This is a genomic window from Gillisia sp. JM1, from assembly GCF_000424645.1.
In the GTDB taxonomy this organism is placed as follows: Bacteria; Bacteroidota; Bacteroidia; order Flavobacteriales; family Flavobacteriaceae; genus Gillisia.
Genome location: NZ_KE384218.1, coordinates 628182 through 653456 on the forward strand (window position 1 = coordinate 628182; position 25275 = coordinate 653456).

Here is a 25275-nt window from a genome sequence, read left to right on the forward strand (position 1 = left end):
CTATTGCTTATTGGCTTGCGCCAGGTTGCAACTTTAAATTTATATAATTTTTTATTGGTGGTTTACTAATTATGGATGCTGTATCCAATAGGTTTACCAATTAAAGTCCCACTTGTACAGTCGGTAATTTCAACATTTACGAAATCTCCAATCTTATAGGTGTCTTTATCAAAAACAGCAACCGCATTATAGGTAGTTCTACCACTCCATTGCTTGTCAGATTTTTTTGACTCTCTTTCTATAAGTACTTCTACTGTTTTGCCAATATAACCTTGTGTTCTAAGAAGTGAATGTCCTCGCTGAAGTTTTACAATTTCAGCAAGTCTTCTTTGTTTTGTGTCTTCAGGAACATCATCCTCAAATTTCTTAGCACCTAATGTTCCAGGTCTTTTAGAATAGGAGTACATATATCCAAAATCGTATTTAACATGTTCCATTAAAGATAAGGTGTCTTGATGATCTTCTTCAGTCTCACCACAAAATCCTGCGATCATATCCTGAGAAATGGCACAATCTGGGATTCTTTTTCTTATATTATCTATAAGTGTAAAATATTCTTCTCTTGTGTGAAGCCTGTTCATTCTTTCCAACACCGTATTACTTCCGCTCTGTACTGGTAAGTGGATGTGCTTGCAAATATTTGGATATTTCACCATCATATCTACAACATCCATCGTCATATCCTGAGGATTAGAAGTAGAAAAACGAATACGTAATTTAGGATGGGCTTCAGCAACAATTTTTAATAGTGTTGCAAAATTGGTTGCAGTTGCTTTTTGTATTTCAGAAGCATTCTTAAAATCTTTTTTAAGTCCGCCGCCATACCACACGTAACTATCTACATTCTGGCCTAGAAGAGTGATCTCTTTAAAACCTTTACTGGCCAGATCATTTACTTCTTCTATAATACTCTGCGGATCCCTACTTCTCTCACGTCCTCTTGTAAAAGGCACCACGCAGAAAGTACACATATTATCGCATCCTCTGGTAATAGAGACCAATGCAGAAACTCCATTGCTTTGCAATCTTACGGGAGAGATATCTCCATAAGTTTCATCTTTAGAAAGAATTACATTCACTGCATTTCTTCCCTCTTCAACTTCGCTAATAAGATTAGGAAGATCTTTATAAGCATCTGGTCCTACTACGAGATCCACGATCTTTTCTTCTTCTAAAAATTTGCTTTTTAAACGCTCTGCCATACAGCCAAGAACCCCAACCTTCATTTTCGGGTTTATTCTTTTAACAGCATTGTATTTTTGTAAGCGCTTTCTAACAGTTTGTTCAGCCTTATCTCTAATAGAACAGGTGTTTACTAAAACCAGATCTGCATCTTCAAGATTTTTTGTGGTATTAAAGCCCTCTTTTTCAAGTATGGATGCTACAATTTCACTATCGCTAAAATTCATTGCACAGCCATAGCTTTCAATAAATAACTTCCGTTTGTTTTCGGCTTTCGGCTCTATAACTAAGGTGTTTCCCTGTAATTTTTCATCTATGATCTTCTCCATATGTCAATCGTGTCCTATAGGTAATTTAGCTTGCAAAGATAGGTTTTACTGCGATTATGACAAAGTGACAGCACTAAAAATTATAGAGATTAATTTCCCTTGTTTAGTGGAATTTTCAGGATTTTGAGTGCATATTTAAAAATTGCTCTACTTTTGCAGCTAGAAAATAGACAAACATGGCAAAGAATTTAGTGATTGTAGAGTCTCCGGCCAAAGCCAAAACCATCGAGAAATTTTTAGGGAAAGATTTTACTGTAATGTCCAGTTTTGGTCACATAGCAGATCTACCTACCAAAGAATTAGGAGTGGATACGGAAGGGGATTTTAAACCTAAATATATAGTATCTAAGGATAAGAAGGATGTTGTAAGTAAACTGAAGAAGCAGGCAAAAAATGCTGAAATGGTTTGGTTAGCGAGTGATGAAGACCGGGAGGGAGAAGCAATCGCATGGCATTTAGCAGAAGAGCTTAAACTAGATAAAAATAGAACTAAAAGAATAGTATTTCACGAGATCACCAAAACAGCTATCTTAAAAGCGATCGAAAACCCTCGTGATATTAATTACGATCTCGTAAATGCTCAGCAAGCAAGAAGAGTATTAGATAGATTGGTGGGATACGAACTTTCTCCTATATTATGGAGAAAAGTAAAAGGTGGGCTTTCTGCGGGAAGGGTGCAATCTGTTTCTGTGCGTCTTATTGTAGAGAGAGAGCGTGAGATCGAAGGTTTTACTGCGGAAGCTTCCTATAGAATAGATGCAGAATTTACTACGGAAGAAGGAAAGACCTTAAAAGCGAAATTGCCTCGTAATTTTGATACTAAGGAAGAAGCTGAAAAGTTTCTTTTAGAAAATCGGCAGGCTAATTTTAAGGTAGCAGATCTAACCACTAAGCCAGCTAAGAAATCTCCAGCACCTCCATTTACAACTTCCACGCTTCAGCAAGAAGCATCCAGAAAGTTATATTTTTCAGTAAGTAAAACCATGACTATGGCGCAACGTTTATACGAAGCGGGTCATATTACTTATATGAGAACAGATAGTGTGAACTTATCTGATGATGCTAGAAAAGGTGCAAAAGATGAAATTCTAAAGGCTTACGGGGAGAAATTCAGTAAAACAAGACAATTCAAAGGGAAATCTAAGGGAGCACAAGAAGCTCACGAAGCTATTAGGCCTACACTTTTTGAAAATCATACGGTTAATGCAGATCGCGATCAAGAGCGTTTGTACGAATTGATCTGGAAAAGAGCCATCGCATCTCAAATGAGTGATGCTCAATTGGAGCGTACTAATGTTAAGATTGAAACAGATAAGCACGACAAAAATTTCACCGCAAATGGCGAGGTATTAAAATTTGAGGGTTTCTTAAAAGTGTATTTAGAAGGAAGCGATGATGAAGATGAAGAGCAAGAAGGAATGCTTCCGGCGTTAAGAGTAAATGAAAAATTAGACAACAATTATATTACCGCTACAGAGCGTTTTACAAGACCTCCTTATAGATATACCGAAGCTTCTTTGGTTAAGAAATTAGAGGAATTGGGAATTGGAAGACCTTCTACCTATGCACCAACTATTTCTACAATCCAGAATCGTAATTATGTAGAAAAAGGAACTGTAGATGGCATTGAGCGAAAATATGCGCAGTTAAGATTGAAAAATGATAAATTCAGTGAACAGGAATTAACTGAAAATATTGGAAGTGATAAAGGGAAGTTAGTGCCTACCGCAGTTGGTCAGGTAGTAAACGACTTTTTAGTGATGCACTTTTCTAATATATTAGATTATAATTTTACAGCAAAAGTAGAGCAGAGTTTCGATGATATTGCAGAAGGAAATGAGGAATGGACTAAAATGTTGAGAGACTTTTATTCTGAATTTCATCCTCAAGTATTGGATGTTGCAGCAAACGCAGATAGAGAAGTAGGGGAGCGAATTCTAGGAGAAGATCCTGAATCAGGAAAACCTGTGAGTGTGCGTTTAGGTAAATTTGGGCCGATGGTGCAAATTGGATCTGTAGAAGATGAAGAGAAACCAAGATTTGCGGGATTAACTCCAAATCAATCTTTAGGTTCTATTACCTATGAAGAGGCTATGGATCTTTTCAAACTTCCGAAAGAAATCGGGGAATGGGAAGGAGAGCCAGTGGAGGTGAATAACGGAAGGTTTGGACCTTATGTAAAATATTCTGGAAAATTCGTTTCTTTAGATAAGGGTGAAGATCCGATGAGTGTAGATATGGAACGCGCTTTAGAGCTTATTGAAGCTAAAGAAAAAGCAGATGCTCCTATATATTTTTACAACGAGCTTCCTGTGCAAAAAGGAGTTGGAAGATTTGGCCCCTTTTTGAAGTGGAATAATATCTTTATCAACGTTAATAAAAAATACGATTTTGATAATTTAACCGATGCGAATATTGAAGAGCTTATCAAGGATAAGATCCAAAAGGAGATAGATAAAGTGCTTCATAACTGGGAAGATGAAGGGATTCGAGTTGAAAAAGCGCGATGGGGACGCTCTAATATTATCAAGGGGAAAACCAAGATCGAACTACCTAAAACTGTAGATGCAACTAAATTAACATTGGTTGAGGTGCAGGAAATAATAGAAAAGAACACTAAGAAAAAGCCTGCAAAAAAGAAAGCTGCTGCTAAGAAAAAGGCTCCAGCAAAGAAAACTGCCGCTAAAAAGAAACCAGCTCCAAAAAAGAAGTAATTGATGGATTTTGAATTTTTAAGACCTGTAGAGCAGCAATTATTTGAAGAAATTGTTTCCGCAGAATCACATAACCTAGGAAGCCAGTTGCTAGTTCATACTCAGTCCTCAGGAATTCCTGATCTTGAAAATGTACAAATAGCAATAGTTTCAGTAAATGAAAATAGATTGGCAGAGGGATATGAAGATGAGTTTCTTAATTTCAATAAAATAAGAAGATCTTTTTATAGCCTTTTCCCAGGAAACTGGCATTTAAATATTGCAGACCTTGGTTCTATAGAAAAAGGGGAGGCAGTAGAAGACACCTATTTTGCATTACAGTCTTTAGTAAAAGAGTTGCTTAAGAAAAACATTATACCAGTAATATTAGGAGGAAGTCAGGATCTAATTTACGCACAATACAGGGCGTACGATTTTGTAGAACAAATGGTAAATCTTGTTAATGTAGATTCAAGATTTGACCTTGGAGATGCAGAAAAGCCAATAAACAACAAGTCCTATATTGGAAAGATAGTAGTAAATAAACCCTATAACTTATTTAATTATTCTAATGTTGGCTATCAAACATATTACAACTCTCAGGAGGAAATAGGTTTGATGGAACGTTTGTTTTTTGATTCTTTTAGATTGGGAGAGGTTTCAAATAATATAAGAATAGTCGAGCCAGTAATGAGAGATGCAAACTTGGTTGGCATAGATCTTAATGCTGTAAATGCTTCTTCTATTAATAGTTCACCAAACAACTCTCCAAACGGATTCGATGGAAAGGAAATTTGTGCTCTAGCGCGTTATGCTGGGATAAGCGATAAAATTTCTTCTTTTGGGATTTATGAATATACTTCCAATTATTCTGAAACTGGAAACATGTTAATAGCCCAGATGATCTGGTATTTTATAGAAGGAGTAAATTATAGGTCTAATGAAAACACCCTATCTGCTAAAAAAGATTTTATTAAATATCAAGTGCCAATAGAAGAAGAAATTTTAGTGTTTTTTAAAAGCCCTAGAACCGGAAGATGGTGGATAGAAATACCTTTTATTTCAAATTCTAATACTAAATTGAAAAGGCACACGTTATTACCTTGCAACCATGAGGATTACTTAGAGGCTTGCAACCAAGTTATTCCGGAAAGATGGTATAAGACCAAAAGGAAGAACGAAGTTTAAAATTTTGTAAGCATATTCATATATTACTGTATTTTTGCAAAAAGTATTGTTTTTTAAAATTTATTTGGATAGGTTTACTACCTAAATCAAATATGTCATAACCAGAGAGATATTATGAAGAAATTATTTTCGCTTATTGCTGTAATATCATTGCTTTATAGCTGTAACAGTGGTGATCGTGGGCAGCTTGTAGGTGCAGAAGGTAAGAGGTGGAATCCGGAGAAGCCCTTTGGAATGACGCTAATACCAGGTGGAGCATTTATTATGGGAAAAGCAGATGATGATATTGCCGATGCGAAAAATGCCCCACCTAAAACGGTTACGGTGCGTTCTTTTTATATGGATGAAACAGAGATCACTAATTCTGAATATAGACAATTCACCGACTGGGTAAGAGATTCTATAGTTAGAATGAATCTTGCTATTGAAGCAGATTTTGAAGGGTCAACTGGAGGGGAAGATGGCATTGGAGAGTATGCATTTCTTGATTCTGACGAGGCAGACATGACGGTTTATGAGAAATACATGTATGATAACTACACTCAATTTTCTGAAGATTACCAAGGAAGAAAACTGAATAAAGATATTGATATCATCTGGGATACCAGAGATTATCCAGATGAAGCTTATGCTCGTGTAATGGATTCAATGTATATTCCTTTGGAAGAATCTTATAACGGTCAAAGAACCATAGACGTTAAAAAGTTGAAATTTAAGTACCGTTGGATGGATATTCAGAAAGCGGCAAGAGCAAAAACTCAAAAGAGAAGCGATTTTATAGTTACTGAAGAAGTGAATGTGTATCCTGATACAACTGTTTGGATCAAAGATTTCAATTATTCCTATAATGAACCAATGCACAACGATTATTACTGGCATACTGCCTTTGATGATTACCCTGTAGTTGGTGTTAGCTGGAAACAAGCTAAAGCTTTTACTCAATGGAGAACCTTATATCATAATGCTTTCAGAAAATCCAAAGGGGATCACGATGTTCCTTTTTATAGATTACCTACTGAAGCAGAATGGGAATATGCTGCTAGAGGCGGTTTACAATCTGCAACGTACCCTTGGGGTGGGCCGTATGCTAAGAATGACAGAGGTTGTTTCATGGCAAACTTCAAACCTTTAAGAGGAGATTATGCTGCAGATCAAGCTTTGTATACTGTAGAGGCAAAATCTTATGAGCCAAACGATTATAATTTATATAATATGGCAGGAAACGTTTCAGAATGGGTGAATTCTTCATACGATCCGGCGGCTTATGAATATATGTCTTCTATGAACCCTACCGTTAATGATGAAAATGATATGCGAAAGGTAGTGAGAGGTGGTTCCTGGAAAGATGTTGCTTATTTCTTACAGGTAAGTACAAGAGACTACGAATATTCAGATACAGCGAGAAGTTATATTGGTTTTAGAACAGTCCAAGATTATCTTGGAACAGATGTTACTTTAAACCAATCCCCAAGAAATTAAAAAAGACAAACAAGAACCCAAATTAATATTAACCAACAAGATAACTCAACAAATTATTATGGCAAAGTCAAAAAACAGAATGAAATTTATGAATATGGTGTATGGCCTTGGAGCCGCGGTTGTAATTATCGGTGCCCTTTTCAAAATTATGCACTGGCCTTTTGGAAACTTAATGTTGATTATTGGATTAGTTACCGAAGCTATAGTATTTGCAATCTCAGCATTTGAGCCTGTAGATGATGATTTAGATTGGGCTTTAGTATACCCAGAATTAAACGGAGGTTCTGCCTCTGCAAGACATAATGCTTTAATTGAAGAAGATAAAGAAACTGAAGCATCCTTATCTAAGAAATTGGATGTAATGTTGAAGGAAGCTAAGATAGATGCTAATCTAATGGAGAGTCTTGGAACCAGTATTCGTAATTTTGAAGGAGCTGCAAAAGGAATTGCTCCAACAGTAGATTCTATGGTTTCTCAAAGAAAATATTCTGAAGAATTAAGTGTAGCAGCTGCCCAAATGGAAACATTGAATAACCTATATAAAGTTCAAGTTGAATCTTCAGCTAGACAAGCAGAGATCAATGAAGAAGTTGCTGAAAACGCAAGTAAATTAAAAGATCAGATGAGTTCAATGGCTGCTAACCTTTCTTCATTAAATGGAGTTTATGGTGGTATGCTTACTGCTATGAATGTGAATGTGAGAGCATAATTAATTAGTTGTAATGACTAGAATAGATCTAATAAAAAACTAAACTAATTATACATGGCGTCTGGAAAACAATCACCAAGACAGAAGATGATTAACCTAATGTACTTGGTTTTCATTGCAATGTTGGCTTTAAATATGTCTAAAGAGGTACTTACCGCTTTTGGATTAATGAATGAAAAATTAACAGAATCTAATACCACAACTGCACAACGTAATAATGCGTTTTTGGCAGGTTTAGAGGAAAAAGTAAGTGAGCAGCCTGAAAAATATACCATTTTGAAAGAGAAAGCGGATAAAATTGATGTTTTATCTGAAGATTTCAATTCGTATTTGGAAAACTTGAAAACGGAGATATTATCAGATGTTGATGATAAGCAACAATATGAGGAAATGGATAAGTCCAATAAATTGGATGGTTTGTTTTTTCAAAGCGGAAGAGTTAGCCCGAAAGGACAAGAATTTTTAGATAAAATGAGTGGTTACAAAAATGGAGTTGTATCTATTATTGGTGACGAAAAAGGATTTGAAAAAATAGTACAGAATGTCCAAGCGGAATTTTCAACTGAATCTGTTAAGGTAGATGGTGCAAATGTAGAGTGGTTAAAATACCGTTATGAAGGTTTTCCTTTAGTAGCTTCGGTAACTCAGCTAACCCAAACTCAAGCAGATATTAAATCTACTGAAAGTGAAATTCTTTCTGCAATGTTATCTGGTCAATTACAAAGTGAAGTTTCATTAACTAACTATGAAGCTATTGTTGTTCCTTCTAAAACAGCGTTTTTTAGTGGTGAGAATTTTAAAGGAAAAGTTGTTTTAGGTAGAGTAGACAAAACTTTAAAGTTTGACAACGTAGTTGTAAATGGTAGAAAGATTGAAAGTTCACAAGCTGGTCAAGTTATTCTTGATTTCCCTGCTGGTAATGTTGGAGAACAAGATATTAGAGGAGAAATCCAATTTAAAGAAGGAGATTCTATAGTTAAAATTCCAATTACTAGTTCTTATGCGGTAATACCAAAACCAAATTCTGCGGTAATTTCTGCAGATAAAATGAATGTGGTTTATCGTGGGGTTCAAAACCCAATGACTATCTCCATCCCTGGGGTAGGAAATGTAACTGCAAATGCTCCTGGTCTTAGACAGGCTGGTGGTGCAGGAAATTATATGATGGATGTTACAACACTCCAAGCAAGAGAAGTTACCATTAGCGTAAGTGGTAAATTACCTGGTGGAGAAACTGTTTCAGATAAAAAAAGTTTTAGAGTTAAAGATATTCCAAGACCAGTTGGAACCATTCGTGGAGAAGATGGTGCTGTGAAAATGCAACGTAACAGTTTAGAGATATCTGAAGTTGGCGCAATATTACCAGATTTCGATTTTGAATTAGGTTTAAAAGTAACAGGATTCAGTTTTAAAGTATCAGGACAGCCTACCATTAAAGTTAATGGAGGAAGATTAGATTCTTCTTCTAAAGCGGCATTAAGACGCGCAGGAAGAGGGGAGACCGTACAAATATTCGATATTGAAGCGCAATTAGCTACCAATAGCGGATATAAACTTAAGAAAGTATCTCCCGTATTTGTGGAGTTAACAAACTAATAAATTCTTTATAATGAAGTGGAATCAGATTTTGATTGGTGTATTTGGATTGCTTATTACCGGATCGGTAATGGGACAGGCAAATATATTAAATGCAACTTCTCCAGACCAAATTGGACAGTTATCTGAGGCGGAGAAAACGGTGAAGAAAGAAAGCAAGCCATTGCCTTATGGTTATGTAGATGATAGAGATGTCTTATGGTCTAAAAATACTTGGGAGATCATTGATTTAGACGAACGTGTAAATTTCCCAATGTATTACCCAATAGATACCAATAACATTGGTTCTAATAGAAGATCACTTTATGATGTTCTTATGACGGGGATTAAAACTGGAAAGATCAAGAATATCTATGCTGATTCCTATTTCAATGAAAAGAGAACTTTAAGCGATATTAGTGCTGCTATTTCTAAAATTGATACTACAGACCTTGGGGTTGAGCAGTACAATGCAGGAGAAGAAATAGATCAGCAATTTATTGATAGAAGAGATATTACTTCTGCAGACATTGCAGAATATCATATTCGTGGAATGTGGTATTTTGACAAGCGTATGGCAGAATTGAAATACAGAATACTTGGAATCGCTCCAGTTGCACCAGATGTTAATTTTATAGATGATGAAATTCCAGATCTAGTTGAGTTATTTTGGGTTTGGTTCCCAGATGCGCGAGAAGTCTTGTTTGACAATAATGCATTTAATGGAAGCAACACCGCACAATCTATAACTTTTGATCATTTGCTGAATGCAAGAAGATTCAGTGCAGTGATCTATAAAGAAGATAACGTGCAAGGAGATCGTGAGGTAGATGAGTATATTGCAGAGAATGCATTTATGCAACTATTGGAATCTCAAAGGATCAAGGAACAAATTCGAAATTTCGAACAAGATATGTGGAACTACTAAGTTTTAAAATTTTAAATAGACTAAGCGCTCCGGAATTTCCGGGGCGTTTTTCAATTATAAGCTATGTTGGATTATATTATTGTGGGTTCTGGTTTAAGCGGTATTGCCGTTGCTGAAAAGTTACTTTCTAAGGACAAAAAGATTCTGGTATATGATGATAACTCCCAATCTTCCTCTACAGTTGCCGGAGGCATCTACAATCCAGTGATATTAAAAAGATTTACATTGGCCTGGAATGCTAATGAACAATTAGATACCGCTCTTTCATTTTATAGCTCATTAGAGAAAAAATTAGACATAAGCCTAATCCATCCTTTGCCGATTTATAGAAGGTTTCATTCAGTAGAAGAACAGAACAATTGGTTTTCTGCAATGGATAAACCTTATTTGAGTAGATTTTTAGATGAAAAGTTAGTCTCAACTATAAATCCACATATTCCCGCATCGCATTCTTTTGGGCATGTTAAAGAAACTGGAGTGGTAAATACAGAACTCCTGCTTGAAAAATATCGGGCTTATTTAACTGAAATAAATTCATTTCAGCAAGAAACCTTCGATTTTGATCAATTTGAAGTAAATGAGGATCACTGCATTTATAAAAATAGAAAAGCTAAAAAGATCATCTTTTGTGATGGCTTCGGATTAAAAAAGAATCCATATTTTAATTACTTGCCTTTAAACGGAAACAAAGGGGAATATCTAATTATTAAAGCTCAAGATTTAAAACTTGAAGTAGCAGTGAAATCTTCGGTATTTATTATTCCGCTTGGAGAAGATCTTTATAAAGTTGGCGCAACTTATAATAATTGGGATAAAACAAAAGAACCGACACAGGAAGGAAAAAACTACTTATTGGAAAAATTAAACGGATTCTTAAATTGTGATTTTGAAGTTGTAGATCAAATTGCCGGAATTCGGCCTGCAGCTAAGGATAGAAAGCCTCTCGTAGGGAAACATCCCAAACATGGAAATATGTATTGCTGCAATGGCTTTGGAAGCCGAGGAGTATTAATAGGGCCTACGGTAGCTTCAGAATTGATTAACTTCATAGAAGATTCAGTAGCTCTTTCCGAAGAAATAGATATAAATAGATTTGCTAAATTATATCAGGCAGCGTCGTCATAACTCAGAAACATATTTATCCAGATATTTCTGGATAATCTAAGTATTATTGGCATTAAAACAATTAAGCTTAGTGTAATAGCAATAAAGGTTGTCATCAATCCGCCACCAAGAAAAACATAAGATATTATAAAAGCGGCAACAGATACAGCAACTCCTAAAGCATAGCTTACATACATAGCTCCAAAGAAAAAAGAAGGTTCTATTTTATACTTTGTTCCGCAATTGGAACATCTTTCGTGCATTTTCAAAATATTTTGCAGCCTATATGGGTTAGAATCCATGTACATACTTTCCTCATGACACACCGGACAAGTCCCTGTTAGTATACTATATGATTTTGAGCCCTTTAAGAATTGCATTTCTATTTTTTTAGTAATGCAAAAATAGGCATCTTTGCAAAAAATTTAGAATAATATAATGCTTAACATTCATAATTTATCTATTTCATTTGGAGGCGAGAGTTTATTTGATGAAATTACCTTTAGACTTGGCGCCGGAGATCGCGTGGGACTTATTGGTAAGAACGGTGCGGGAAAGTCTACAATGCTTAAAATCCTTTCTGGGGAACAAGAGGCAGATACAGGGCAAATAGCTAAAGACAAGGAACTTAAAATAGGTTTCTTAAAACAGGATATAGATTTCATTCAAGGTCGTACAGTGATCCAAGAGGCGCAACAGGCGTTTGTGGAGATCAAAGCGATGGAGAAAAAGATAGACTTTATCAATGAGCAATTAGCTACCAGAACCGATTATGAGAGTGACGAATACACTCAAATAATCCAAGATCTTAGTGAGATTACTCATCAATATGAAATTATTGGTGGATATAATTACCAAGGAGAAACTGAAAAAGTACTGGTTGGACTTGGTTTTGATCGTGATAAATTCGATAAACTTACTGATACCTTTTCTGGAGGTTGGAGAATGCGTATAGAATTGGCTAAGCTTTTGCTACAGAGTAATGACATTTTATTGCTGGATGAGCCAACTAACCACTTGGATATAGAATCTATTATCTGGTTGGAATCTTTCTTAACCAATTATCCAGGGTGTGTGATCATTGTATCTCACGATAAGATGTTTTTAGATAATGTTACCAATAGAACTATTGAGATCTCTCTAGGGAAGATCTACGATTATAAAAAACCATATTCGCAATATTTAGTTTTACGTCAGGAATTGAGAGAGCAACAATTAGCTTCTCAAAAAAACCAGGCAAAGCAAATTGAGCAAACCGAAAAACTGATTGAAAAATTCCGTGCAAAAGCTTCCAAGGCTTCTATGGCACAATCTTTAATCAAGAAGTTAGATAAGGTAGATAGAATTGAGGTAGATGAAGATGATAATGCCGTAATGAATTTACGTTTTCCTATCTCTTTGCAGCCAGGGAAAATTGTAATAGAGACGGAAGAGGTTGGAAAAGCATACGGAGAGGTGCAAATATTAGAAGATATAGATCTTCTAATAGAAAGAGGAAGTAAGATCGCTTTTGTTGGACAAAACGGACAAGGTAAAACCACACTGGCTAAAGTAATAGTTGGAGAGGTTGGGCATACCGGTAAGTTGAAACTTGGGCATAACGTACAGTTAGGATATTTCGCGCAGAATCAGGCAGACGAGTTGGATGGTGAAAAGACGGTGCTGGACACTATGATAGACGCCGCTACAGAGTCTACTAGGAGTAAAGTAAGAGATATGTTAGGCTCTTTCCTGTTTAGAGGAGACGAGGTAAGTAAGAAGGTGAAAGTGCTATCTGGTGGAGAAAGAAATAGATTGGCGCTATGTAAATTATTGCTTCAGCCATTTAATGTGCTTATTATGGATGAGCCAACCAACCACTTAGATATCAAATCTAAAAATGTTTTAAAAGAAGCGTTAAAAAGTTTTGAAGGAACCCTTATAATTGTTTCTCACGATAGAGATTTCCTTCAAAATTTAACACATTCTGTTTATGAGTTCAAGGATAAAAAGATTAGAGAATATTTAGGAGATATAGATTTTTATCTGGATCAGCGTAATGTTGAAAACATGCGTGCTATAGAAAAAAGAGATAAAGTTCAGAAAGAAGTATCTAATAATTCCAATTCTAAACAATCTTATAACGATCAGAAAAAGTTTAAATCTCTTCAGAATAAACTAAGCAATACCGAAGCTAAAATAGGTAAGCTGGAAAAGGAATTAAAGGTGAAGGATGAGGAAATGGCTACAAATTATAAAGCCGCTGTCGCTAAGCCTCATTTTCTTGAAAATTATAAGAAGAAGAAAAAGGAAATAGAGCAATTAATGAAATCTTGGGAACAGTTACAAGAGGAGTTGGAGCTCATATCTTAAGTTTCTTAGGATTGATCATCCGTGTTTATATTATTAGCTCAGGAATTTAAATGTTTTAATCTCTCATTGAGGGTTTAACCCGCCTGACCGGCTGGGCAGGTTCCCCGAGGCATGCCCGAAATATTCAGGCGGGCTTGCCTCGAATTTTTAAAAGTATTTTGCTCCTGAACCATCGGGACATACCTCGTGGGCTTGCCCGTAATGTTCGGGCGGGCTTGCCCCGAGGTTCTTGATTTATTTTGTCTGCCTGAGACCTGTGATAAAAAAAATTATCTAGCGGAGGTTTTGGCATATGATTGTTCCTAGTAGGTTTATCTTCTTAAGAAATTCTTTTTTGCAAGTGTAGTAGTTCCACGGCGTAAAATTTTCGAAGCCTTGGAGAAAATTTAGCCGTGGAAGTACGGTTCTAATTATGCGGTAGCATAATTGGAAACACCTACAAAAAAGTGTCCTTTTTTTGGTTCGTTTTTTTGGACACGCAAAAAAATGAACAATCTTAAAAATTAAACAGATCCTTACCGACCAGAGGGAGTGTATTCCAGATTCTTGGAATTACGTCAATGGTAGCACTTTAGCTATCACTCATGACAAACTAAAGTCGAAGGGTCAAAAAAACATTTCGATTTTAGCCTGTATTGAGCGAAGGAGAAATACTCGATTGACAATTAAAAATATTAGTGGTGCATTAGAGGATTTCGACTTTTATGATAATTAAAAGGATTGTTAATTAAACGCTTTATACTTTTACTAGTCTAAGGTGTAATTAAAAGTCAATAATGCGTAAAATAATCCTTTCCATCCTAGGAGTTGTTCTTGTTATAGTTGCCATTTTTGTTGCCAAAGCAATTATAGAAAGCAATACTAAAGAGAGACCTCCTGCTAAAAAAGTAATTAAAACTGTTTATGTGCAAACGGTTAGCAATGGGGCGGTTCCTATTGTGATTCCTGCAAATGGTACTGTTACTGCTTTACAAAGAACCTCCCTTTTTTCTGAAGTAGAGGGCATCTTTAGAAGTAGTTCCAAACCTTTTAGACCTGGGCAAGAATACTCGCGAGGACAAGTGCTCTTAAGAATTGATGCTGCAGAATATGCGGCTAATGTGCGGGCTTCCAAAAGTGAGTTGTATAATAAGATCGCTGCAGTAATGCCAGATCTTCGGCTAGATTATCCAGATGTCTATCCAAAATGGGAAACTTATTTAAATAACTTTGATGTTAATAAAAGTTTAGCTCCACTTCCAGAATCTTCTTCAGATCAAGAGAATTATTTTATTTCAGGACGAGGGATCGTTTCTGGGTATTATAATATCAAGAATCAAGAATCCAGACTTAATAAATTTACAATTGTAGCACCCTATAATGGAGTGCTTACAGAAGCAATCGTTACAGAGGGATCTTTGGTAAGACCTGGTCAAAAACTAGGAGAATTCATAGATCCTTCAGAATATGAATTAGAAGTTGCGGTAAGAAAATCTTTTAGTGATCTTTTGCAAGTAGGGGAGAAAGTTGCTCTTAAAAATCTTGAAGGAACTCAGCAGTTTCAGGGCGAAGTAAGCAGGGTAAACAGCAAGATAGATGCGAACTCTCAAACAGTACAGGTCTTTATAAAGATCAAAGATGCTAAAGTTAAAGAGGGAATGTATCTGGAAGCTAATTTGGAAGCAAGAAACGTAGAAAATGCGCTATCCATAGCTAGAAATCTGTTGGTAGATCAAGATAAAGTGTATGTTGTAGAAAACAATACGCTGCAATTAACAGAGATAGATGCCGTACATTTTTCATCTGAATCTGTGGTGATCACAGGATTGGAGAATGGTGCGAAACTAATCTCAGCTCCGGTTCCTGGAGCCTTTGTAGGTATGCCAGTGGAAATAAGTGATAATTCTAGTCTAGTAAAAACCAACTAATTGTGAGAAAGATAATTAGTTATTTTATAAAATATGAGGTTGCGGTAAATGTTTTGATCTTCGCTTTCGTCATCTTTGGATTGATTGGAGTATTTAATATGAAGTCTTCCTTTTTTCCTTTGGTGGATTCTAGGATCATTACTATAAATGTTGCATACCCAGGTTCTTCCCCAGAAGAGATAGAAGAAGGAATTATCCTTAAGATCGAAGATAATTTAAAAGGCTTGGTAGGCATAGACCGAGTAACCTCTACGGCACGTGAAAGTGGCGGATCTATCACTGTAGAAATTGAAAAAGGGGAAAATATTGATGCACTTCTAGCCGAAGTTAAAAATGCAGTAGATAGAGTGCCGAATTTCCCCACGGGAATGGAGCCTTTGGTAGTTGCAAAACAGGAGCAAATAAGGCCAACTATCAGTTTTGCCGTTAGTGGAGAAAATATTCCTCTCGCAACTTTGAAAGAGATTAGTCAGCAAATAGAAAATGATCTTCGGGCGATAGACGGAATTTCTCAAATTACTATTTCAGGATTTCCTCAAGAAGAAATAGAAATTGCGGTAAGTCAGGATGATCTTTTGGCTTATAATCTTTCTTTTGAAGAAGTGGCCGCAACTGTTGCCAATGCTAATATACTTACTACAGGGGGAACTATAAAGACAAATGCAGAAGATTATTTAATACGAGCTAATAATCGTTCTTATTACGGAGATGCGTTAAACGATCTTGTGGTGAGAGCCAGTCCTTCTGGACAAACAGTTCGTTTGGGTGATATCGCAGAAATCAGGGATCGTTTTTCTGAAACACCTAATGCTTCCTATTTTAACGGAAACAATTCAGTAAATATCCAAATAAGCAATACGAACAGCGAAGATCTAGTGTCTACTGCAGAGAATGTTCGTGAATATGTTGAAGATTTTAATGAGAAGAATACCAATGTTAGGCTAGATGTAGTAAGTGATTCCTCCATTACTCTGGATCAGCGAACAATGCTGTTATTAGAAAATGGCTTTATAGGGATTTTATTAGTGCTCTTCTTTTTGTCCTTTTTCCTAAATACCAGACTGGCTTTTTGGGTAGCTTTTGGATTGCCGGTTGCATTTTTAGGAATGTTCATTTTTGCTCAACAATTTGGAGTTACTATCAATGTTCTGTCTCTATTTGGAATGATCATAGTGATCGGGATTTTAGTGGATGATGGAATAGTTATTTCAGAAAATATCTATCAGCATTACGAAATGGGTAAGTCTCCCGTAAAAGCGGCGATAGATGGTACCATGGAAGTTGTGCCTCCAATTATTTCAGCAATCATAACTACGATCCTTGCCTTTGGTACTTTCTTATTTCTGGATAGTAGGATTGGAGAGTATTTCGCAGAGGTCTCAACGGTAGTTATATTAACATTAACGGTTTCCTTGGTGGAAGCTTTAATTATTTTGCCTGCTCATATTGCACATTCCAAGGCCTTAAAAAGAGATTCAGAAAATGGAGCCGAGGAGAAAAAGGGAATGGCCAAAGTTTTTGATAAGCTAAGGGGATTCAATAGAACTGGTGATAAAATAATGTCTTATTTAAGAGATAGGATCTATAGTCCTGTTCTAAAATTTGTTTTACACCAACAGGTATTAAGTTTTTCTGTTTTATTGGTATTCCTTATTCTTACAATAGGAGCCATTGGCGGTGGTTGGATACGGGTTACCCTATTTCCAAGTATTGCAAGTGATCAAGTTTCTATAGATCTTTTAATGGCAGAGGGTACTAATCCTGCTAAAACAGATTCTATAATTAGTATGGTAGAAGCGGCTGCATGGAAGGTAAATAAAGAATATACAGCTAAGCAAACTGGTAAGAAACAAGTGGTAGAAAATATAATAAAAAGAGTTGGACCTGGAAATAATAAGGCTTCTTTACAAGTAAACCTATTACCGGGAGAAGAGCGTGATTTTGGTTCACCAGAAATTACCAACTCAATTAGAGAGGAAGTTGGGCCGGTGTTTGGTGTGGAAAGCCTCACGTTTGGTTCTGGAGGAAATTTTGGTGGAAGTCCGGTTTCAGTATCATTACTTGGAAATAACATTTCTGAATTGGAAGCCGCTAAGGAAGAGCTTAAAATTATTTTAGAAAATAATTCTTTGCTGAAGGATGTTACAGATAGCGATCCAAAAGGAATTAAGGAAATAGATATAAAACTGAAGAATAACGCCTACGCTTTAGGATTAGATCTTAACAATGTGATGAGGCAGATTAGAAATGCATTCTTTGGAGCACAAGCACAAAGATTCCAACGTGGGCAAGATGAAATTAAGGTTTGGGTTCGCTACGATCTGGAAGCAAGATCGTCTATCACCCAATTAGATGATTATAGATTGATCACTCCTTCCGGAAATCGAGTTCCATTTAGGGAAATAGCTACTTATGAGATTGTTCGAGGAACCGAATCTATTAGTCATTTAGATGGGAAAAGAGAGATTCGGGTAACTGCAGATATGGAAGATCCCAACGGGTCTGCTACAGATATTTTGCAGGATATTCAGGATAACATAATGCCAGACCTTCTTGCACAATACCCATCTTTATCTGTTTCTTATGAAGGACAGAATCGGGAAGCTGGTAAACTAAGTAGTTCTGCAAATAAAGTACTACCAATTGTATTATTTCTTATTTATGCAACTATTGCATTTACTTTCAGAAGTTACAGTCAGCCTTTATTATTGATGCTTATGATCCCTTTTAGTATAATTGGAATAGCATGGGGACACTGGATACACGGTTTTCCAATAAACGTGCTTTCGGCTTTGGGTATTATAGCTCTCATCGGGATCATGGTTAACGATGGCTTGGTCTTTATTGGTAAATTCAACAGCTTTTTGGTAGAAGGAATGAAGTTTGAAAAGGCGCTTTATGAAGCCGGACGTTCTAGATTTCGAGCCATATTTTTAACTTCAATAACTACTATTGCAGGATTAGCTCCCTTAATTTTCGAAAAGAGCAGGCAAGCACAGTTCTTAAAACCTATGGCAATTTCTATTGCTTACGGAATTGGAATTGCAACTGTACTTACATTGCTTTTACTACCCTTATTTATTTCCATAAGTAATAATATCAAAGTGGGTAGTATTTGGTTGGCTACAGGTAAAAAAGTTGATAATGAACAAGTTGAAAGAGCTATTAAAGAACAAAAAGAAAAAGAAGTTCATGAAGCACATTAATAATTCTCTATTATTCTTTTTGATCATCCTCTGCGGAAGAAGTTTTGGACAAACCACAGTGCTTACCAAAGATGAAGCGATCACAAAAACTTTAAAAAGTAATTATGGGATTCAACGTTCTCAAAATTTAATTGAAATAGCCGATAATAACCAAGGCATTTTAAATTCCGGATATCTACCTAGTTTAAGTGCAAACGCAGGAGCCAATTATAGTAATGAAAATATTGAAGCCCAGTTTCAAGACGGGGAGCCTCGAATTTTAAATGGAGCCGAGACTAAACGCTATAATACTTCCCTTAATTTAAATTATACCTTATTTGACGGTTTGGGAAGGCTTTACAATTATAAGCAGTTGAAAGCACAATACAAGTTAACCGAACTGGAGGCAAGAGAAACCATTGAGAACACAATTTTACAGTTGCTAAGTGTTTATTTTGAAGTGGCTAGATTAACAGAGAATGTGAGTGTTTTAAATGAAACCTTAGATATATCTAAACAGCGAATTATAAGAGCACAATACCAGTTTGACTACGGGCAAACTTCAAGACTGGGAATATTAAATGCTGAAGTAGATGTAAATAATGATAGCATTGCATTATTAAACACACAACAGCAGCTGGAAAACACCAAAAGAGACCTGCTTGTGATACTAAATGAACCAGAAACTGAACTTAGAGATGTAGCTATTGATACCACAATTAATTTTTTGTCTGAATTTGAACTGGAAGATTTTATAAAGACTGCGAATTTGAATAACGTTAGCCTTTTGCAAGCAGAGAGTAACCTGTTAATATCAGATTACGACATCAGGGTTAGTAAATCTGGTTATCTACCCACAGTTGGCCTTACCGGATCTTATGGGTGGAACAATAGCAATCTTCCATCTACCTCATTTGTGCAAACAAATACTACAGATGGATATTCGGCAGGATTAAATTTAAGCTGGAGTCTTTTTGACGGAGGAAGAACGATTACAAATGTGAAAAATGCCGAAATTAGGCTAGAGAATCAGCAGTATTTAAAAGAGCAGGTAATTTTAGAGGTGCAGCGGGATATAGCAAACTCTTGGGGGAATTACCAAAACAAGAGATATATTTATGAAGTCCAAGAGAAGAACGTATTAACAAATGAAGATAATTTTAATAGATCTCAAGAGCAATTCAAACTTGGCCAAATATCTTCTATAGAATTCCGTCAGGCTCAAATTAATTTGCTCAATGCAAAAACAAATAAGAACTTAGCTAAATATGATGCTAAATTTGCTGAGCTTCAGGTATTACAATTAACCGGGCAGCTTTTAAATTTGGAATTTTAATCCCTTATTGAGGGTTTAATTACTCGTCTAGATAGCTATTTGGATGCCTCGAAATTTTAAAATTATTTTCTAAATCCTTAGCTCGTGGACCTGTCCGGTATTTCGGGCGGGCTTACCCCGAGTTTCTTGTTTTTATAATAGTATTGTCCGATAAAAAAAATCAGGATTTCGGTGAGGCTCGAATTAACGCGGATTAAGACTGTTTTCAATGTTTAGGAGCTTGCTATTGGAACACAGAATTATTTTTTCCTTTTTGAAAAATTTATATAGAATAAAATATTGATTTTCAATTAGTTGGAATAAAGTCTTGCGTCTTGCGTCTTGCGTCTTGAATCTGGCAGCGCAGCGATCTTATATCTTTTGTCGGACGACAATGATTTCATAACTTTTAATTAAAATATTTTTATATGCTAGAGCACGAATTTCAATGTCCATATTGTTGGGAGAGCATTACTATGTTGTTAGATAGATCTGTGAGACAACAAACCTATGTAGAAGATTGTGAAATCTGTTGTAACCCTATTGAGATACAAGTTGCTTTTGAAAATAATGAATTACATGCCTTTGAAGCAAATGATATAGAGCAATAGTTAAAAATTCATAAAGCAGATGAGGCTTACTGCAAAATTGTTAGATTTATAAGTATTAATAATATTTAATGCCCCAAATTATGATATCATCATTTCAATTGGCTAATCATGTAGTGGGAATAATGATAGATCGAGATATCACTGATGACTATTTGGAAAAAATCCATGAAATTATACTTGCAAGAATTGATGAATTTGGAAAGATCAATTTTTTCTGTGAGGTACTAAAAGGAAATCATATTCCATTCAAGTTATTAATGGAGGAATTAAAATTCAAATACGATAATTCCCAGCAAATAGATAAAGTAGCAGTAGTTACAGACCAATCCTTGCTTAGATCGGTGATGAGTGTCACAGATCTTTTCTTGCATTCTGAAATTAAAACTTACAAACTAAGCCAAAGATTAGACGCTATAACTTGGGTCTCTCAAATTAACCCCGATAATCTTTAATGCCATTTAGAGATTACTCTAAAAACCCAAATGTTTAAATGTTCTGAGTATTGCATACAAGGAATATTTAGTTCTTGCACCTATTAAAACATTCATAAACTGATTTTAACTACTTGAAAAATATTTTCAAAGGTTATTTTAGATCTAGAAAAGGAAATATTTCCGAATCAATTTTTTGCTTTTAAAGCAATTCGATTTTATTTGTAATGCGGAAAACTATGGAAATCAAAGACTTGCTTATGGATGCAAATGTGAAGAGCTTTACGATCGAGAACAGGCTAAAAGAGATAAGTTGGATTGCTGAATAATTTTTTTAAAAAACCTTTGCAGAAGTAGAAAAGCGTTGTATATTTGCCACCCGATAGCGCAGCATAGAAAGAATATGAAGAGCTGAAAGTCGAAAAATTTGACATTTTGAAATCACAATATATCGCGGGATAGAGCAGTAGGTAGCTCGTCGGGCTCATAACCCGAAGGTCACTGGTTCGAGTCCAGTTCCCGCTACTAGGAAAGACAAGGCTTCACAGAAATGTGGAGCCTTTCTTATTTCTAATGGGTACAGAATAGGTACAGAATAATGTAATTTTCATATAGTAATTTCATTGCTTCTCAATTGACATCTTTTGGTATTAAATGGTATTAAGTATTTTTATTTCACATAATGAGGTAGTGAATTTTATTACCTACTCAGCATGTTCCCATGCATTTCGCAGAAAAAAGTGAATCAAGACAGCTTGTAAATCTTTAGAGAAAGATTGGATCATGACTAATTGTTGTGTTTATGCAAAAATTGTGGTTAATCTGTAAAGGAAGAATTCTACATTTTTCACTCCTCTGAACTGTGCTCTAAAGGCTTTTATTTTTGCGTTGAATGATTCTGCTGAGGCATTAGTGCTCCTGTTTATAAAATAGTTTAGGATTGATCTATAATTGAGTGTTATTGTGTTGGCAATGGTATTGAACGCTCTAAAACCAGTGTTTTCTACATCTTTGTACAAATGTGGGATCAAACCATATTATTGGGGAGCTCAAAAATTATGCATATAATTTAGTTAGTCTATAGAGGAAGAATTTCACATCTCTGACACCTCTAAACGAAGCTCTGAATTCTTTGATTTTTGCATTAAAAGATTCCGCTGAAGCGTTGGTGCTTCTGTTGTTAAAATAGTTTAGGATGGTCTCGTAGTGCAGTTGTACTGATCTTGCAATGGTATTGAAAGACTTAAATTCGGAATTTTCGACTTTGTTGTACCAGTGTGCCAATTTTAGCCTTGCTACATCTTTATTTGTGTTGTTTCTAAAAACATGGCTTAGCCCTTGAGAGAGGCTGTATGCTTTTTCAATAGTTGGGTATAGATCAAATAATATTTCAGCCCTTTCTATTTGTCTTGCCGTCCATTTGGTTTTGGATTTGAACAATAGATATCGGCCTCTAGCGAGCAGCTGCCTGTGCGTGTCCCCATTACTGAGAAGCTCTGGTTTGTATGTTTTTTCATTTTTCCTGGCTTCTTCAATAGCTTTGTTTTCTTCTTCTATAATTTCCCACCTTAATCGGATACGTTCTTCTTGCACTGCTTCTGAGGCTAATTTTTGAACATGGAACCTATCTGTGACTATTTCGGTTTTGGGGAAACATTTTTTAGCGATCAAATTCATGCTCCCGGCCATATCCACAGTGACTTCCTTTACCATATTGCGCCTTTCTACGGGGATTTCCTTTAGTACCTCAATGACATCAACTGCTTTGGTTCCTTTAACAATGGCCACTATGCTGCCTTTCTTTCCCTTGGCTACTTTGTTTGTTAGAATAGTGTAAAGCTCACCGTTGGATAAAGAGGTTTCATCTAAACTCAAATATTTGCCCAAGTTCTTTCCATAGAGCAGCCAATCCTGTGAATGCTCTTTTTGCGTCCAATCTTTGAAGTCGCTAAGATGATTTTTGTAGTGGTACTGCAGCGTTTTACCATTGGTCTTATAATAGTCACCAAAGCGTTTGGCACTTACCGCATGAGTATCAAGCGATACCTTTTAAAAAAGAGGCAAACTCGTTAGTTATCCGAGTGCCTTTAGCTATTAAGTTCCAATCTCTTTTTACTATCTCTCCTGTATTGACCAGGGTCCAGCGCCTCCGTTTTATATGGAGCAATACGGATTTACCCCTTAGCGGAAAATCTTCAACCGTTATCTCTGGTAAGAAGCCTTTGGATTGTGCTATTTCAGATTGATGTTCTTTGGGTAGAATGTTCTTCTCTTCTAAATAGAAATGAACCTTGTCTGTTGATGATTTATGACTGATGATCTCAAAATATTCCAATATGCCTTCTGGCAATAAATAGCGGGCTAATTCTTTATCCAAGTTCTAAGTGTTTTGCTTGCAAAGATACATTTCTCCCCAAGTTTTTTCCTTGATCCCACAAACGGCCACATCTGGAAGTACAATGCCGTAGCCAACCTGAAGAAGTTGCCGCTGTAATCGCTTTTTTATGTTCTGATAAAGCTAATTTTGTAAATGGCCGTAATTATCGAGTGGATGCCGGCGCAGTAGCATCTGCATTCGGATAAAAAACGTTGAAAATATTGCTGGGTAACAGCTAAAATCACCTTAAAACGCTCAATAATTGCTATAAAGAGGTAATTATTGGGTGTTTTTTAGATCATCCCGTCAGCCGTATATACTAAAAATAACACGGGAGAAGCGAGCTAATAGCGTGTTTATAAATGAAAAAAGGCGAATATTGGGAATTCGCCTTTTTCATTAGATCACTATTGGACTATGCGTGATAATAGCGCTCTCTATATATTTTACCATCTTTCCATTCAGTGGCCACTATCTGCTCAGATAACATCGTACTTCCGTCCTTCATTTTAAGCGTCATTACGGCATCGTAAAAGCTGTGGTTGCCTTGCACGGCGTAATTCCCAATTTTATAACTGATAAATTCTTCTAATTTATTATCAATTAAATCGTGTCCAGCATCAAGTGTAACTTGTTTGCCAATTTTAGGCTCTTCATTGGCCTCACGCATCTGTACATCGTCGCTAAAATAGGTTTCCATTGCTTCAATAAACCCACCTTTTTCCAAAAGACGGTGTATGTGTTTTAAATTTTTTTCAATTGTTTCTTCTGTAGTGTTCATGGTCTGTTATTTATAGATTAATTGTAATTATTTTGTTATTGTTATGCTTCAACCCTTTGCTTTTCTTGCATTGCAAATCCAGCCAACGTGGTGGTTAAAGCAATATTTATCATAATGTTCATCCAGTTTCCTGATGGGATTTGAACAAGTACTAATGCCATTAACATCACAAATGCTAAAAATGCATACGCATATATGGTCTGCTTGTTTATGATCAAGAGAGATACCAGCGGCAAGCTCAAGTAAAGCCAACAGTGCACCTAAAATATAGGTTCCTGAATCGCCAAGAAAAGCAAGTCCGCTTTGTTTTAAGAAATCAGCCATATTATGTAGGCCAACACCTCCTAAAAACCCTTCAATAAATTTTTCCAGTCCTCCCCATATAAAAAGTAGCGCAAACCCAACTCTGATAATTAAATTTGCTAATCCTGTTTTCAGGATTTTATTTCTTTAAAAGTTATGGTACAAATATATCTTGCGTCTATGCTTTATCTTTTACATATACTTTCCATCGTATTGTACATAGTTCTTATTATTCAGTAAATATTTCGTTTATTTTAAATCATTAGTGTCCGATAAAGAAAGCCTCAAAAATTGAGACTTTCTGCTTATATAGAATAATTAATATCTGACCAGAAATTCAACCATGGTTAAAAGTACTATTTTTTTTTCGGACAGCCGATTTTCAGTCAAATGATAGGTTTGCTCAATAAAAGTAAAATAACGACACGTGCTTTATCGCGCAAATCGGATCATTATTGCAGACGGTTTTCAACATTTCAGCACTTAATTACAATGGTATATGGTGTGACCTCAGTGTGCAACTCACTACGTGAACTGTGCGGTGGCATTGTAAGCTATGACCATAAAATCTCACATTGTAAGTTTGATTATTCACCAAAGAGAAGTACAATCTCTGATGCCAAAAAAAGAAGAGACTGTACTGTCTTTGAGGATATCTATTGTGATTTAGTAACCGAGCATCTCCCAGATTTATCGGACAGCCATAAGCAAGGATCAAGTCAATAACTTTTGAGATTGATTCGTTGTTAGTCTAAATAGGAAAAGATCTACGTTCCTAACCGCTCTAAACTTTACTCTAAAAATTTTATTGGCTCAATTTGTTACC

22 protein-coding genes and 1 tRNA gene are annotated in these 25275 nt (G+C 35.8%); 16 read left to right on the plus strand and 7 right to left on the minus strand.

What is annotated here, in order from left to right; genetic code table 11:
- Positions 1-65 precede the first annotated feature (65 nt).
- Positions 66-1511, minus strand: a complete 1446-nt coding sequence (gene miaB, locus H033_RS0106090) for a tRNA (N6-isopentenyl adenosine(37)-C2)-methylthiotransferase MiaB (protein WP_026837498.1) — start codon at positions 1509-1511, stop codon at positions 66-68.
- 176 nt (positions 1512-1687) lie between these two features.
- On the opposite strand from miaB, the gene topA reads away from it, so the two are divergent.
- The 7 genes from topA to H033_RS0106125 all read left to right on the plus strand — a co-directional run bounded on the left by topA (position 1688) and on the right by H033_RS0106125 (position 11208).
- Positions 1688-4225: a type I DNA topoisomerase gene (gene topA, locus H033_RS0106095; RefSeq protein WP_026837499.1), complete on the plus strand. Its 2538-nt coding sequence runs from the start codon at positions 1688-1690 to the stop codon at positions 4223-4225.
- A gap of 3 nt (positions 4226-4228) precedes the next feature.
- The gene (locus tag H033_RS0106100; RefSeq protein WP_026837500.1) at positions 4229-5392 is read left to right on the plus strand and encodes a formimidoylglutamase; all 1164 of its coding nucleotides are present in this window, start codon (positions 4229-4231) and stop codon (positions 5390-5392) included.
- 114 nt (positions 5393-5506) lie between these two features.
- Entirely contained in the window at positions 5507-6871 is a 1365-nt protein-coding gene (gene gldK, locus H033_RS0106105; RefSeq protein ID WP_026837501.1) for a gliding motility lipoprotein GldK, read from the plus strand.
- A 58-nt stretch (positions 6872-6929) separates the two neighbouring features.
- Complete coding sequence (gene gldL, locus H033_RS0106110) at positions 6930-7580, plus strand: gliding motility protein GldL (protein ID WP_026837502.1); 651 nt, start codon at positions 6930-6932, stop codon at positions 7578-7580.
- Positions 7581-7634: 54 nt separating this feature from the next.
- Complete coding sequence (gene gldM / locus H033_RS0106115) at positions 7635-9176, plus strand: gliding motility protein GldM (RefSeq protein WP_026837503.1); 1542 nt, start codon at positions 7635-7637, stop codon at positions 9174-9176.
- A 13-nt stretch (positions 9177-9189) separates the two neighbouring features.
- Positions 9190-10083, plus strand: a complete 894-nt coding sequence (gene gldN, locus H033_RS0106120; RefSeq protein WP_026837504.1) for a gliding motility protein GldN — start codon at positions 9190-9192, stop codon at positions 10081-10083.
- Positions 10084-10146: 63 nt separating this feature from the next.
- Positions 10147-11208 (plus strand): NAD(P)/FAD-dependent oxidoreductase, encoded by a 1062-nt coding sequence (locus H033_RS0106125; RefSeq protein WP_026837505.1) that lies wholly within the window; start codon positions 10147-10149, stop codon positions 11206-11208.
- Here H033_RS0106125 and H033_RS0106130 read toward each other — a convergent pair.
- Positions 11190-11567 (minus strand): DUF983 domain-containing protein, encoded by a 378-nt coding sequence (locus H033_RS0106130; protein ID WP_026837506.1) that lies wholly within the window; start codon positions 11565-11567, stop codon positions 11190-11192. The genes H033_RS0106125 and H033_RS0106130 overlap by 19 nt on opposite strands.
- Positions 11568-11625: 58 nt before the next feature.
- On the opposite strand from H033_RS0106130, the gene H033_RS0106135 reads away from it, so the two are divergent.
- The 7 genes from H033_RS0106135 to H033_RS0106170 all read left to right on the plus strand — a co-directional run bounded on the left by H033_RS0106135 (position 11626) and on the right by H033_RS0106170 (position 21513).
- On the plus strand, positions 11626-13539 hold the full coding sequence (locus H033_RS0106135) for an ABC-F family ATP-binding cassette domain-containing protein (protein ID WP_026837507.1): 1914 nt from the start codon (positions 11626-11628) through the stop codon (positions 13537-13539).
- Between the two features lie 776 nt (positions 13540-14315).
- A complete protein-coding gene (locus H033_RS0106140; RefSeq protein WP_026837508.1) occupies positions 14316-15446 on the plus strand; it encodes an efflux RND transporter periplasmic adaptor subunit in 1131 nt (376 codons plus the stop codon).
- Between the two features lie 2 nt (positions 15447-15448).
- Entirely contained in the window at positions 15449-18652 is a 3204-nt protein-coding gene (locus H033_RS0106145) for an efflux RND transporter permease subunit (protein ID WP_026837509.1), read from the plus strand.
- Positions 18639-19967 carry a TolC family protein gene (locus H033_RS0106150; RefSeq protein ID WP_026837510.1) on the plus strand — a complete coding sequence of 443 codons (1329 nt, stop codon included), beginning with the start codon at positions 18639-18641 and terminating at the stop codon, positions 19965-19967. The genes H033_RS0106145 and H033_RS0106150 overlap by 14 nt, the downstream gene beginning before the upstream one ends.
- 407 nt (positions 19968-20374) lie before the next feature.
- On the plus strand, positions 20375-20557 hold the full coding sequence (locus H033_RS0106155) for a CPXCG motif-containing cysteine-rich protein (protein WP_026837511.1): 183 nt from the start codon (positions 20375-20377) through the stop codon (positions 20555-20557).
- An 80-nt stretch (positions 20558-20637) separates the two neighbouring features.
- Positions 20638-21009, plus strand: a complete 372-nt coding sequence (locus tag H033_RS0106160) for an STAS/SEC14 domain-containing protein (RefSeq protein WP_034886147.1) — start codon at positions 20638-20640, stop codon at positions 21007-21009.
- Positions 21010-21440: 431 nt separating this feature from the next.
- Positions 21441-21513, plus strand: a tRNA-Met gene (locus H033_RS0106170).
- A 275-nt stretch (positions 21514-21788) separates the two neighbouring features.
- On the opposite strand, the gene H033_RS0106175 is transcribed toward H033_RS0106170, so the two are convergent.
- Genes H033_RS0106175 through H033_RS0106185 form a run of 3 tightly spaced genes read right to left on the minus strand, consistent with a single transcriptional unit; the run spans position 21789 to position 23365 of the window.
- Positions 21789-22019, minus strand: a complete 231-nt coding sequence (locus tag H033_RS0106175) for a transposase (RefSeq protein WP_026837513.1) — start codon at positions 22017-22019, stop codon at positions 21789-21791.
- A 25-nt stretch (positions 22020-22044) separates the two neighbouring features.
- Positions 22045-22965, minus strand: coding sequence for a transposase (locus H033_RS0106180; RefSeq protein ID WP_026837514.1), 921 nt, complete (start codon positions 22963-22965; stop codon positions 22045-22047).
- A 58-nt stretch (positions 22966-23023) separates the two neighbouring features.
- Positions 23024-23365, minus strand: coding sequence for a hypothetical protein (locus tag H033_RS0106185; protein WP_026837010.1), 342 nt, complete (start codon positions 23363-23365; stop codon positions 23024-23026).
- Between the two features lie 71 nt (positions 23366-23436).
- On the opposite strand from H033_RS0106185, the gene H033_RS21200 reads away from it, so the two are divergent.
- On the plus strand, positions 23437-23571 hold the full coding sequence (locus H033_RS21200) for an SDR family oxidoreductase (RefSeq protein WP_081661860.1): 135 nt from the start codon (positions 23437-23439) through the stop codon (positions 23569-23571).
- A 209-nt stretch (positions 23572-23780) separates the two neighbouring features.
- On the opposite strand, the gene H033_RS0106190 is transcribed toward H033_RS21200, so the two are convergent.
- Together H033_RS0106190 and H033_RS19710 are read right to left on the minus strand one after the other, a co-directional pair.
- Complete coding sequence (locus H033_RS0106190; RefSeq protein ID WP_026837515.1) at positions 23781-24146, minus strand: hypothetical protein; 366 nt, start codon at positions 24144-24146, stop codon at positions 23781-23783.
- 48 nt (positions 24147-24194) lie between these two features.
- The gene (locus H033_RS19710) at positions 24195-24470 is read right to left on the minus strand and encodes a hypothetical protein (protein WP_026837516.1); all 276 of its coding nucleotides are present in this window, start codon (positions 24468-24470) and stop codon (positions 24195-24197) included.
- A gap of 357 nt (positions 24471-24827) precedes the next feature.
- On the opposite strand from H033_RS19710, the gene H033_RS22465 reads away from it, so the two are divergent.
- Positions 24828-25175: a DUF4372 domain-containing protein gene (locus H033_RS22465; protein ID WP_410503523.1), complete on the plus strand. Its 348-nt coding sequence runs from the start codon at positions 24828-24830 to the stop codon at positions 25173-25175.
- Positions 25176-25275: the final 100 nt, after the last annotated feature.